At 42.2% G+C, this 12745-nt stretch carries 12 protein-coding genes; 9 read left to right on the forward strand and 3 right to left on the reverse strand.

Annotated features, from left to right (window positions below; translation table 11 throughout):
- The first annotated feature begins 16 nt into the window (after positions 1-16).
- The 3 genes from QZV31_RS07970 to QZV31_RS07980 all read left to right on the forward strand — a co-directional run bounded on the left by QZV31_RS07970 (position 17) and on the right by QZV31_RS07980 (position 3916).
- A complete protein-coding gene (locus QZV31_RS07970; protein WP_295359509.1) occupies positions 17-985 on the forward strand; it encodes a glycosyltransferase in 969 nt (322 codons plus the stop codon).
- Positions 982-2397, forward strand: a complete 1416-nt coding sequence (locus QZV31_RS07975) for a DUF6056 family protein (RefSeq protein ID WP_295359510.1) — start codon at positions 982-984, stop codon at positions 2395-2397. Before QZV31_RS07970 ends, QZV31_RS07975 begins: the two co-directional genes overlap by 4 nt.
- 88 nt (positions 2398-2485) lie before the next feature.
- Positions 2486-3916 (forward strand): DUF6056 family protein, encoded by a 1431-nt coding sequence (locus tag QZV31_RS07980; RefSeq protein ID WP_295359511.1) that lies wholly within the window; start codon positions 2486-2488, stop codon positions 3914-3916.
- A gap of 47 nt (positions 3917-3963) precedes the next feature.
- On the opposite strand, the gene QZV31_RS07985 is transcribed toward QZV31_RS07980, so the two are convergent.
- From QZV31_RS07985 to istA, 3 genes are all read right to left on the reverse strand, one after another.
- Positions 3964-4638 carry an A24 family peptidase gene (locus QZV31_RS07985; protein WP_295359512.1) on the reverse strand — a complete coding sequence of 225 codons (675 nt, stop codon included), beginning with the start codon at positions 4636-4638 and terminating at the stop codon, positions 3964-3966.
- Positions 4639-4757: 119 nt separating this feature from the next.
- Positions 4758-5570, reverse strand: coding sequence for an ATP-binding protein (locus QZV31_RS07990; RefSeq protein WP_295359513.1), 813 nt, complete (start codon positions 5568-5570; stop codon positions 4758-4760).
- A gap of 32 nt (positions 5571-5602) precedes the next feature.
- Positions 5603-6484, reverse strand: a complete 882-nt coding sequence (gene istA / locus QZV31_RS07995) for an IS21 family transposase (protein ID WP_295359514.1) — start codon at positions 6482-6484, stop codon at positions 5603-5605.
- A gap of 314 nt (positions 6485-6798) precedes the next feature.
- On the opposite strand from istA, the gene cpaB reads away from it, so the two are divergent.
- The 6 genes from cpaB to QZV31_RS08025 all read left to right on the forward strand — a co-directional run bounded on the left by cpaB (position 6799) and on the right by QZV31_RS08025 (position 12710).
- A complete protein-coding gene (gene cpaB / locus QZV31_RS08000; protein WP_295359515.1) occupies positions 6799-7746 on the forward strand; it encodes a Flp pilus assembly protein CpaB in 948 nt (315 codons plus the stop codon).
- Between the two features lie 3 nt (positions 7747-7749).
- Positions 7750-9486 carry a pilus assembly protein N-terminal domain-containing protein gene (locus QZV31_RS08005; protein ID WP_295359516.1) on the forward strand — a complete coding sequence of 579 codons (1737 nt, stop codon included), beginning with the start codon at positions 7750-7752 and terminating at the stop codon, positions 9484-9486.
- 37 nt (positions 9487-9523) lie between these two features.
- On the forward strand, positions 9524-10342 hold the full coding sequence (locus QZV31_RS08010) for an AAA family ATPase (protein ID WP_295359517.1): 819 nt from the start codon (positions 9524-9526) through the stop codon (positions 10340-10342).
- A 14-nt stretch (positions 10343-10356) separates the two neighbouring features.
- Positions 10357-11481: a response regulator gene (locus QZV31_RS08015; protein ID WP_295359518.1), complete on the forward strand. Its 1125-nt coding sequence runs from the start codon at positions 10357-10359 to the stop codon at positions 11479-11481.
- 3 nt (positions 11482-11484) lie between these two features.
- Positions 11485-12450, forward strand: coding sequence for a type II secretion system F family protein (locus QZV31_RS08020; protein WP_295359519.1), 966 nt, complete (start codon positions 11485-11487; stop codon positions 12448-12450).
- 65 nt (positions 12451-12515) lie between these two features.
- Entirely contained in the window at positions 12516-12710 is a 195-nt protein-coding gene (locus QZV31_RS08025) for a hypothetical protein (RefSeq protein WP_295359520.1), read from the forward strand.
- Positions 12711-12745: the final 35 nt, after the last annotated feature.

The raw sequence follows: 12745 nt of genomic DNA on the forward strand, positions 1-12745 counted from the left end.
CAGAAGAGGATTGATTATGAAATTAATAACAATTTTAATTCCTTGCTACAATGAAGAAAATAGTCTTAATCTTCTTTATGAACGCTTGCAAAACATGACAAGCCAGTTAAGCCAGTATAGGTTCCAGATTTTGCTTGTTAATGATGGAAGTAAGGATAATACGTTAGGAAAAATGCAGGAATTGCATACAAAAGATTCAACAGTCTCTTATCTTAGCCTTTCCCGTAATTTTGGTAAGGAAAATGCAATGCTGGCGGGACTGGATTTTGCTGAGGGAGATGCAGTGATTTTATTAGATGCAGATTTGCAGGATCCCCCGGAATTGATTCCGCAGATGATTGAAGAATGGGAAAAGGGGTACGACGATGTGTATGCACGTCGCCGGAGCCGTGCAGGGGAAACCTGGTTTAAAAAATTTAGCGCTCACTGGTATTATCGTATTCTGCAAAAATTTTCCGATATCGATATCCCTTCTGATGTGGGAGATTTTAGGCTTCTTGACCGGCAGGCGGTGGATGCACTTTGTTCTCTTCGGGAACGGCAGCGTTACACAAAAGGTTTGTTCAGCTGGATAGGCTATAATAAAAAAGAACTGTTATTTGATCGGGAACCTCGGGCAGCAGGCAGTTCTAAAATGAATTTTTTAAAATTATTCGGTCTGGCAGTTGACGGTATTACCTCTTTTTCTGTTGCGCCGTTGCGGCTTGCTTCCATATTGGGGATTATTATTTCAACCATAGCTTTTGTGTATCTGGTTTTTGTAATTGCAAAAACATTGTTATTTGGCGATCCGGTTGCCGGTTATCCGTCTATGATTTCCATTATTCTGTTTATGGGCGGCATTCAGTTGATTGTATTGGGAATTATAGGCGAATATGTCGGGCGTATCTTTTACGAAGCCAAAAGAAGGCCGGACTATCTCGTCAGTGAATATAATGGCAAAAAAATATTTATGGAAAGTGATAGAAAGAAGCATGTGTCATGAATAAAAGGCCAGCCGTTTTTTTAGTAATGTTGTTTCTGTTTTTTTATTTGTTTAATGTTTTGACACCCATGTCTTTTGGGGATGATTACGTGTATTCTTTTATATGGCAAGGTCATTCTGAATATGAACCGCTTACGGAGGGGGCCGTAAGAGTATCTTCTTTGCGTGATTTATTTACTTCGCAATGGTTACATTATTTTACTTGGAGTGGTAGGGCTGTCAGTCATACTATAATTCAATTCTTTTTATGGATGGGTAAAGAAACATTTAATATCTTTAATACTTTTGTTGCAGTACTGCTAATTATAGAAATATATTGGATCTCCCATAAGGGGCGTGTGTCAACTGATTTTGATTTGGGAACGCTGTGTTTCATTTCTTTTGTACTTTGGGCTTTTACGCCGGGCTTTTCACCTGTATTCTTTTGGCTTTCCGGTTCTTGCAACTACCTTTGGATGGCAGTTTTGCTATTAGGTTTTCTGTTGCCTTATATTCGTAAATACTATTCTTTTGATGAAAGATTAGTCGAAAACCATTGGTTTAAGTACGTTATATTTTTCTTTGGCGTACTTTCAGGTTGGTCAAATGAAAACAGTATCTGCTGGATAATTTTGGTGATAGCTGCTTTTATTTACTCAAATCGCGATAAACAGGGATTGGAAAGTTGGATGTTCGCGGGAATAATCGGATTGGCAATTGGTTATGCGTTACTTATGCTGGCGCCTGGTAACGTAGTAAGGTTAAATGCAGAACTTGGTAATGTTTCCGGATGGTATACAATAAGATTATTTAAAGAAAATCTAGTTATGTTAAGCGCAGTTTTTCTTTTCCAATTTTTTTTATGGTATTTCAGTTTACGGTCTTTATTTCTCCTAAAAAAACAGGTAATCCAGAATGAAGATGTAAAAAAAGATATATTGTTAGTAAAAGCTTTATGTACAATTTCTTTAAGCATGACAACCCTGATGCTCTTTTCGCCGAACTTTCCACCACGTAGTTCGTTTCCTGGTACTGTACAGTTGGTGATTGCGACTTGCGTGTTATTACGTATCCAAGAGGAATACAGAATAGAATTGTTCAAAAAAAATGCGAAAAGGTTCTTGTGTGTTATAGCGGTATGTTATTCTATTATTTCTGTTTCTGCTTCATTGTACGGATTTCTTGACTATCATACTCAAGTAAAGAGTATAGTTCGCTTTATTAACAGTTCTGTGCAAGCAAAAGAAAACATTGTGACGGCTCCGGCATTGAGACCAGTTAGCGAAACTATTGCTAACGCCAGCGGTTTGCACATTCTTTATTATACAATGACTAAAAACGAAAATGACTGGCGTAATGTTGCTTTTGCCCGCTATTTCGGTATAAGAGGCATAAGGTTAGTGGATGAAAATGTTGAACGAGAAAAACGATAGTATTATCACCGGGTAAAAACTATGGCATTTTCTATAGTTTTTTAATCTTTCCTATCCTTTACATCTGATACTGTGTTTTGGGGGATACATGAGTGTGAGTAAACATAATTTATCAGTATTGACTGCAGTGTTTTTGTTTTTTTACCTTTTAAATTATTTGATGCCGATGACGTTCGGCGACGATTACCTGTATTCTTTCATATGGCAAGGGAAACCCATGTTTGTACCCTTGACAGAAGAGGCAATTCGCTGTTCTTCTGTCGTAGATGTGATTCATTCGCAGTGGTCTCATTATTTTACCTGGAGTGGCAGGGTGGTTAGTCACACGCTGGCTCAGCTATTATTATGGTGTGGAAAGGAATTTTTTAATGTATGTAACGCTTGTGTTTCATCAGTTCTGGTATTAGAAATTTATTGGTGCGTACATAAAGGGAATGCGTCCGGAGATTTGAAACCGGGTATGATTTGTTTGATTCTTTTTGCATTATGGTTCTTTATTCCGTCCTTTTCGTCGTCATTTCTATGGCTTGTAGGTTCATGTAATTATCTGTGGGTCACAACGTTATTGTGTGGTTTTTTGATTCCGTACATTCGAAAATATTATTGTTTTAAAGAAAAGTTTTTCGATAATGGGTGGTTCAGTTATGTTTTTTTCTTTTTTGGTGTGATTGCAGGCTGTAGCAATGAAAACAGTTGTTTATGGATTATAGTTTTATTATTAGCCTTTATACATTTTAGTAAAAAAGAATCAGCGGTTGATTCTTGGTTATATACTGGAATAGCGGGCCTGATACTTGGGTATGCGGTATTATTGTTTGCTCCTGGCAATTATGCCCGTTTACTTTCTGTTCACGGGAGTAATTGGTTTACGATGGATAAATTTTTGGCTAATTTGCGTGTGTTCGTTGAAGTGCTGATTTGGCAATTTTTGTTATGTTTTTTTTGCCTTAGTTCGTTATTAAAACTACATCGTTCGATAAGAAATTACACAGAATCAATGATGAAAGCGAACCTACAGAAAGATATATTACTGGTAAAAGTCTTTTGCATCATTTCCTTGGCGATGTCTGGCATCATGGTGTTTTCACCGGAGTTTCCTTTACGCAGTGCTTTTCCGGGAACGGTGTTGCTGATTATGGCGGTGGGTATCTTGTTGCGTATTCAAAAAGAATACGGAATTGAATTAGTACAACATCAAGTTAAAGTGTTTTTTGCGTATGTTGGTGTCATCAGTTTTATAATAACGTTAGGCGTAACGTTACACTTTTTATATGAGCATCGCATTTGGAATACAATGATTGTTTCGCATGTGTCATCATGTCGTATAAAGAATGACAAAGAAAAAGTGTTGTGTGTGAAGAGGTTTAAAACAACAGGCAGGATTACGGATTTTATGAGCGGGTACCATACATTTGAAAATAATTTGTCAGAGGATGCCAATTCTTGGGAAAATGTTGCTTTTGCCCGGTATTATGGTTTAAAAGGGATTCGCATGCTATCTACAACAGAGGAAAAATAACAAAGGATAGATCTGACAACTATGTGAAAAAATATGAAGATTGCGGATTAAAACAGAACCCGTAAGAGTTTTAGCATAATACCGATTCCGCTAACTGCAAAGTATGGGCCATAAGCTATATATTGGTTACGCTTTGTCCTGCGAAAAGCAAGGAGTAATAATGCAGCTACTCCGCCCGCTATTGATCCATATATGAGAACACTTAGTGTAGCATTTTTCCCTAACCACAATCCCAATGCTGCAATTAGTTTAATATCACCGCCGCCAACAGCTCCACGACTGATGAAAGCCAGAAACAGAAAGAGCAAACCACCGCCAACAGCTGCCAGCACATGTTCCTGAACTGATAACCTAAGGTGCAATGTATAACATAGTCCGGCTACTGCAAATAGGAATATCATCTCATTTAAAATAACCTGTTGTTCAAAATCGGTGACGGTCATAAAAAGCAAAAAACTGATAGCGACGAGTATATAAAGCAGTGCTGGCATGGTTGTCAATATCCATGCTTGGCCATAGCAAAGCAAAAGAAAGACGAATAACAAAGGTTTCCTCCACTTTGCCCGGCTATCAATTTGATTTGGGAAGCTTAAGCTGTTTCGCAACAAAGCTTTGTTATACAAATATTCTATCCATAAGTTCCCAAAGCATGTAACTGCCATAGCTAAGAAAATAATTGGCCAGCAGGTCAATAAAGTTTCAAAAAAAATCGGTAAATCCATAAATTTTACTCCTTTGTTAGCGCCGGGCTGCAACAACCATTTTTTGCCGGACAAACTTAACCAATTTTAGCCGGGAAAAAATCGCCAACAACCCAGTTTATCATCAATTATTCTTATATTTACCGCGTTGAATTTGCTGTGGACGTTGGTGCATTCACTCTGGTGGATTGCACAGAAAACGTTTCACAGTTTGCGCCGCGAAAACTGTTGCCTTTTATGGTTATTACTGTTGCTGTGTCGAAGATCCTATCCAGCGCACATAGCAAGGCGTCATCCTCATTAAAGTTGCCACGCCATTCTGAGGGATTCTTGTTGCTGGTAAACACAATATTGAAGTTTCCTTCTTTGTTGTACCGGCGGTCTACCAAATCGAAGAACAGCCTTGTGTTTTCCTTGTCGAATTCACAATGGCCTACCTCATCGATTATCAGACAGGAAGGACGTACCAGACTGTTCAGGACAGAAGCGGTCTTCCCTGTACGACGGGCAGTCGTAAACATATCCCGGAGTTCGGACATTTTAATAAAATATGTCCGTAATCCCTGCTGGCAACATTCATAGCCAAACGCTTTGGCCAGGTGCGTTTTCCCTGTGCCGGCCGGGCCAATAAAAGCTATATTCTTATGTGCATGGATAGCAGCCAGCGTCTGCAGGTTTCGTATCTGCTCCACATTCTTTCCCCGGAGCACAGAAAAATCAAAGTTCTGGAATGTCTTTGGATTTTTCAATGGTAACCGGCTGAAGCGCAACAAAGCCAAAATCGTGTTGGCTATCTTTTTCTGCTGCATGTGTTCAAAGATAAGTGCAACGGCCTGCGCTGCTTCAGCAGACAGGGCATGTTCTTCTGCTAACTGCGCAAATTCTTTGGCAGAAAAAGGCAGCTGCAAAACGCCACAGCTTTTTTCAATCGTCTCGAACAGATTCTTATTCATCCAGACCACCGCCTTTGTCGAAATTGAATTTCTCAAAAGACAGGCTGAACACAGCACCAGTCCAAAGCAGATCGGTTTAAGTCAGTTACATCCAAAAACGTACGCCCGGGCAGAAAGTTGTCTTTCACAAAGCGTACCAGCCGCTCCACTTTTCCTTTTGTAAAAGGATGGCGTGGTTTGCACAGCTTGGTTTGAAAGCCAACAGCTTTCATGAAATCTTCATAGTCTTTCTGCCAAACCGGATGCCCCTCATAGTCACGTTTTATCACAACACTCTTCATGTTGTCAGTTAAAACATACTTGGGGACTCCCATATAACGGAACGCATGGAGCATTCCAATAAACAGATTTTCCTGTTTGGCATTGGGGAAGAATTCGATGTAACATTGCCCGCAATGGTGGCAGATCATGGCAAAGCAGGCACATTTTATAGTTGGCCCATAATCTGTGACAACATTGACAAAGCCCCAGTCCATCTGGTACGCTTCGCCAGGCTCGGTGCTAAAACGTCTGCCTCGGTTTCCCTGTGGCGCGACCTGTTGCCGTTTTGGAGGCAGCAGATGTTTATGAGCAAAGATATAATCTTTGACTATGGTTATGCCACCAGGGTATCCTTGACGCTTTAAGCATTCAAAGCAGACGGACGAATTCCGTATTCCCCGGCTTAACAGATTATCAATAATAGAAGTGTAGCCATCCAGAATAGATTTTCTCTTCTTTTTGCTCCGGTTCACAGATTTAAAACCATCTTTTTTGAGCCGGCGGAGCTTAGCTCTGGATATTCCGGTACGGCGCTCCAATTCCGAAAGGTTCACTTCTTCGAGCCGGAACGAATTGCCCTGCTCGGATTTCATTTCTTCTAAGGCTTGTGTTATAATAGGATACAAGCCATTACTAACCACAATTTCTTTCATTAACCCTCCTTCACTGAGTTGTTGGCACATACAGTGTAAAGGATTTGAAAGAAAAATGTAATGGCTTTTTTATTTCGGCAAAAATTGGTCAATATATTCCGGCTATTATTGGTTATTTTCGCCGGCGTTTTAGTGGCTAAAAATTCCCGGCGCTAATACCTTTTCCTTGACAAACCCAGTAAAACAGCAGTATCATATAAGACAAATAAAGTAGGGAATCTATGCTCTTTTGGAATTTGTTTTTGTTTTTTCTATTTTAACACAGATTCGACACATATTTCCAGTATAAGTAAAGCATAAAGGGGGAACCTGCCTTGAAGTTACCAAAGCTGAGTACCATCATGGAGCGTCTGACACCTCGCCAGTTGCTAATTGTCTGCGGTGTAGTCGCACTGCTCATTTTTCTTTTAATCTATTTTACGTTGACCCGCTTAACGACGGAAAAGCCACAACCAGTTCCGATTCCAGTACCTAAGCAGGTACAGGTAAAAGATGTCACTGTGGTAACGGCTAAAACCAGCATTCCGGAACGTACGCTGATTAAGGAAGAAATGCTGAGCGTGGTTACTATGCCGTCTAATAAAATTCCAAATGGTGCAATTACGAGCACTACGGATTTGGTGGGCCGTCCAACGAGGGTTTCCATTAGCGCTGGTGAAACTATTACTAAACAAAAAGTTTTTGCCAACATTTTGGATATGGGTCTTAGCGGTCGCATTCCCCCGGAATGTCGCGCGATTACAGTTGGCATCAGTGATGTGACTGGTGTAGCAGGTTTTGCCCAGCCGGGAGATTATGTTGACGTGATGCTGGTTTCCAGCCAGGTAGAGAATAATAAAGTTGTTAGCGAGATGATTCTGCAGAATGTATTGCTGCTGGCTATTAACAAACAGGTTGAGAATGAAAACAAGGCTTCTGCCCAGAACAATGCCAATGCGAATGATAAAGCGCAAAACCAGACAGGTAGTAACCAGCCTAAAGTGACCGGTAAACCGGCCATGGCTACCATGGCGTTAGTTCCGGAAGATGCTCTAAAGTTGGCTGCGAAAGCACAGCTGGGCCAGATTTATCTGGTACTTCGCCCGTATCGTCCTTCTAATGGTGTCAGTGATGATACGTATTATTCCGTAACCAAGGCCAGCGGCAAGATGCCGGTGACCCCGCCTCCGGCCGGAACCATTCCTCCGGGAGAGGATATTGAGAATTCTCCGACTGCCAATGTACAGGTTATTCGCGGAACGACGTCAACGGTGGGGAGGTAACAGATGATGAAGCGTAATAAAGTTTTTACCAGTTTGATAGTAAGCGCAGGCATTCTTCTGTCAACACAGGCCGCTATGGCGGCAACTCCCCTGAGTGTAAGTGTGAATGAATCCCGCTATGTGCAGGAACCCGGTTTAAATCGGGTGGCTGTTGGGAATCCGGAAATTGCCGATGTCCAGTTGCTTTCTGCCAGGGAGTTTTTACTGGTTGGTAAGAAATCCGGTTCTACCTCCTTGCTGGTGTGGGGTGCAAACGGACGGCAGGAGTATCTGGTGACAGTTACCGGTGAAAATTCCGGTCTGGCTGCCATGATAGAGAAAGCCATCAATCTGCCGGGTGTAACGGTGCAGATGGTAGGAGAAAAAATACTGCTTCGTGGCACCGTCATGAACCAGTATGAAAAAGACCTGGCTTTGAAGGTTGCCGGACTCTATACCGGTACGACTCCGGCTACTTCAGCGTCCGGAAGCAATAGTGGAAAAAATAGTGGAAGCAATAGTCCCGGCAAGGCCATGGATAAGACTGGCGGGAATGTAATTGACTTGTTGCAAATGGCCCGTCCTTCCCAGATTCGGCTGGAAGCCCAGGTTATTGAAATTGCTTCCAGTAATAAACGGGAACTGGGTATTCAGTATGGTACGGTAACCAGCGGTGACAGTGATACCAAGATAGATGTGGAAGGCGCTATTTATGCAGGTGAAAACTGGAATACACGCGACTGGGGCGGTTGGCTGGTTCGTCATTCTTCCACCATTAATGGAGCGTTAAGGGCACTGATTACCCAGGGCAAGGCGCGGGTTTTATCCCGCCCCAGTGTATCTACCCTGAGCGGTGAAAAGGCAAAGATACTGATTGGCGGCAGCATTCCGATTCCTACGAATGATGATGGCAGTGTTACCATTCAGTGGAAGGAATACGGTGTGAAACTGGATATTGAACCTGTGGTCGATCAGATGGACAAAATTACGTCCAAGGTTCACGCAGAAGTCAGTTCGTTGGATTATTCCCATGGGGTAATCCAGAATGGTTTCTCCATTCCGGCTCTGTCTACCAGAGAGGCAGAAGCGGTTATCCATGTTCCCAATGGGATGACCATGGTGATTGGCGGTCTTCTGAACAGTGAAGACACTAAGACAGTCTCCAAGATTCCGCTGTTGAGCAGTATCCCGATTTTGGGTGAGTTCTTCAAGCATACCAGTCGCAGTCGTGATAAACGGGAACTGGTTATCCTGATTACACCTCATATCGTTGGGGAAGATACGCCGGCGCGCATGTCTGATCAGATGAAAGAAACCTTTAACGAGGGTCAGACAGAAGTTGGTTCTTTAAATAAAGTGAATGTAAATGCAACGGAACCGGAAGTAGAAAAAGCCATAGCCCGGAACATTGAAAAGCGGGCTGCCGATAAAGCCTTGAAAGAACAGAAAGAAGCAGAAAAAGAAGCCAAACGGGCTGCCAAAGAAATTGCGAAGCAGCGGAAAAAAGCTGGTGAGAATGGCTATGCAAAGGAAAAATCTGCTTTGCGTGATCGTATAAATGCCATTTTACGGGAAGATGCTGCGAACAATACTTCCGCTTCTAATCGGCGGGGAACGGAACAAAATGTGACGGTGGTGTTGCCTTCGAAAGAAGAAATTGTAGTAGAACAACCGGTGTTAGCCGAAGAACCGGTAATTATGGAGCAACCTGCTGCCAATGGCGGCGAAGAAGCAGCATTAGGCGATTATCTGAACCGATAAGTAAAAGCCTGCAAGGGCAGGAAAAGGAGGGAACTGTATGGCAGATGCACGCAGAGGCACAGTCATTACGGTTTTCAGTACGGCTTCGGCCGTAGGCAAGACGTTGATTGGTATCAATATGGCGGCCGAGCTGGCAAAACAAGGATATCGGGTGTGCCTGGTTGATTTGGATTTGCAGTTCGGGGACGTGTGTAACTACTTGCAACTGCAACCAGCTTATACGCTAGCGGATGCAGCAACGTCGTTGGAAAAAGACATGGACAGTTTTAATGTGCAACAGTTTTTAACGACATATGATCGTTATGATGTTCCTTTTGGTGTTATGGCTGCGCCTTTGAAATTGGAAGAAGCGTACAATGTACAGACATCAGACATCAGACAGATCTTGCTTCAATTGCAGTTGAAGTTTGACTTTGTGGTAATTGATACTGCTTCTACCTTTAGCGAAGTAAATTTGATGGCTATGGAGTTGAGTACTATCATCAGTTTTTTGGGTATTGTGGACTTTATTCCTACCATTAAAAACATGAAGAGCGGTAACGATACTATTCACGGTTTAGGTTATGATGCCAACAAGATTCGATTGATCCTGAATCGCAGTAACTCTAAAACCCGTATTGATTTGCAGGACGTAGAGCAGTTGTTAGGCGCTGAGTTCTACCATGTATTGCCTAACGATTTTGGGACGGCGACTCGTTCCATTAAAACCGGTTGCCCTTTGGTTTTGGATACCAAACCTTCCCCATTAAAAACGGAATTGCGTAATTTGGTGGCAAGGTATACGGGACGACCATTGGAAGAAGTGGCAGGAAAAGAAGATAGTAACTCATCTTGGTTCAGTAAGTTATTCAAATAGGCAGGTGGTGACAGATGGCATATCGGGTCATTTTAGTAGAAAGTAACCGGTTGATGCTGGAACGCCTGTCCAGTGTAATCCGGAATACAAAAGATTTTGAATTGGTTTCCCGCTATCAGCGGGCCGGCGATGCATTAGGTCAGGGTGGGATGTTCAAACCTAACCTGATTCTGTTGGACATTGATGAAGAAGATAATCTTTCCATGCTGGAAGACTTTACTCAGACTTTTCCCGAAGCAGATGTGATTTGCCTCAGTGCCAAGTGGGCACCTGGTGACTCGGAATCCATTGCCCGTGCCGGTGCTAAAGGTTTTTTGATCAAACCTTTTACCAGTGAAGAATTACAGGAAGCCCTTCGCACTTTTAACAAAAGCGGATTATCGTACGGTTCCGATGTGATTTCATTTTTCAGTCCCAAGGGAAAAAGCGGAAAGACTACACTTATCGCTAATTTAGGTATGGCTTTGGCACAGAAGACCGGCCAACAAGTGGGAATCATTGATGCTGATTTGCAGTTTGGGGATATGTCGGTATTTTTCAATCTTTCGCCGAAGACTACCATTATGGAGGCTGTGCGGGACATTAATTTCTTGTCTCCGGTTACTCTGAACTCTTATTTCCTTCCTATTGCAGATAATTTACGCGTATTATGTGGTACGAAACGTCCGGAATATGCAGAACTGATAGATATAAAAGCGTTTACCGCAGTGGTTGGTATGGCCCGCAGTATGTATCGTTATGTATTGATTGATGTTCCCTCCGGTTTTACACCTATTTCAATTGCTACGGCGGAAGCTAGTAATATTACTTTTTTGGTAGCTATGATTAATGGTACTTTTGAAATTCAACATATGCAGCGGGCATTGGATATTTTCAAGGCTTGGCCGGATTACGAGGACCGGGTGCGCACCGTCTTCACTCGTGTAGAACCTTGTGAGGCCAGTGAACGAGAAAAACTGGTACAATCTTTGGGTTATCCTGAAGTTTCTATCATCCCTAACGAGTATTTGTTGGTTTCGTCTGCTGCCAATAACGGACAGATGGCGATTGTGGAGCAACCGGATTCCAAGTTTGCCTACTTTGTAAATCAATTGGCGGATGAGATTATTGGTTCAAAAGCACACGTAAGGTTGGGATAAAGCATGATTTTTGTTGTTTCCCTTATTTCTACAATTTTTATTCTGATAATTTTGATACTGATGCTGGAATATCGCTCACGCAGCCGACGCGCGTTAGCACGGCGCATGCGTTACTATGCGAGTGGCATGGATAATCCACAGGATAAGCCGAAAGAGAGTAAAACATTATCTGAGCGATTAAGGGGATTATTACGTAGTGGCGGTCAGTTACTCAGCAACATCCGACATGCCCGTGGACTCGATCTTAAAATGCAGCAGGCAGGCATTCCGTTGTTAGGGGCGGAATTTATGATTTTGCTTGTTTTTAGTGCTGTATTGGTTACAGTTATAGTAGCAGTTGTGTCTAAAAAGCTGCATATTGGCATTATGGCAGCAATTTTGACTGTAGCTGTTGAATACATTTATGTATTGTTGCGCATTGATCGCAGATCAGCCTCTTTCACAAATCAGCTGGGCGATTGTCTGATGATGATTGCAAATGCATTGCGTGCCGGATTTAGTTTTTTACAGGCTGTTGAACTGATTTCCAAAGAAATGGAACCTCCGATTAGTGACGAATTCAAACACGTGGTGCGTGATATTGGGTTAGGCAATACGGTAGAACGTGCGTTGAATGATATGGATAGGCGTGTTGGGAGTTCAGATTTTTCGTTGGTAGTGACCGCGGTTTTAATTCAACAGCAGGTTGGCGGTGATTTAGCGCGTATTTTGGATACCATAAGCGAGACCATCCAAGATAGGATAAGGATGCGTCGCGAAGTAAAAACCCTGACTTCTCAGGGACGTATGTCGGGTTGGATTTTGGTTCTTTTGCCAATTGGTATAGGTCTGTTTTTAACATCCATGGATCCGAATTATTTAGATCCGTTGTTTAAAGAGCCGATTGGTCAAATGATATTGGCCGGTGTAATCGTAATGGAGATTATTGGAGCTATTGTTATCAATCGGATTGTTGATATTGATGTTTGAGCGCTAAGCGCTTTAGCATATACATGTACATGTATTTTATTTTATTAGGAAAGGAGGATAAAAGTATGTTAACTTCCATGAGAAAATACTTTACTGAAAAAGGTCAGGGTTTGGTAGAATATGCTCTGATTTTGGCGTTTGTAGCTCTTCTGGCTTATATGATGTTTGGCACCCAATCCAGCATGAAGAGTGCGGTTACGAGTTCGTTCAGTCAGGCACAGAGCAGAATTACGGATGCAGCTGGCAATGCTGGCAAATAATTCTGTATGAAAGCTTATTTAAAACCTAACCTCCT

Source organism: uncultured Succiniclasticum sp. (assembly GCF_902793885.1).
Taxonomy (GTDB): domain Bacteria; phylum Bacillota; class Negativicutes; order Acidaminococcales; family Acidaminococcaceae; genus Succiniclasticum.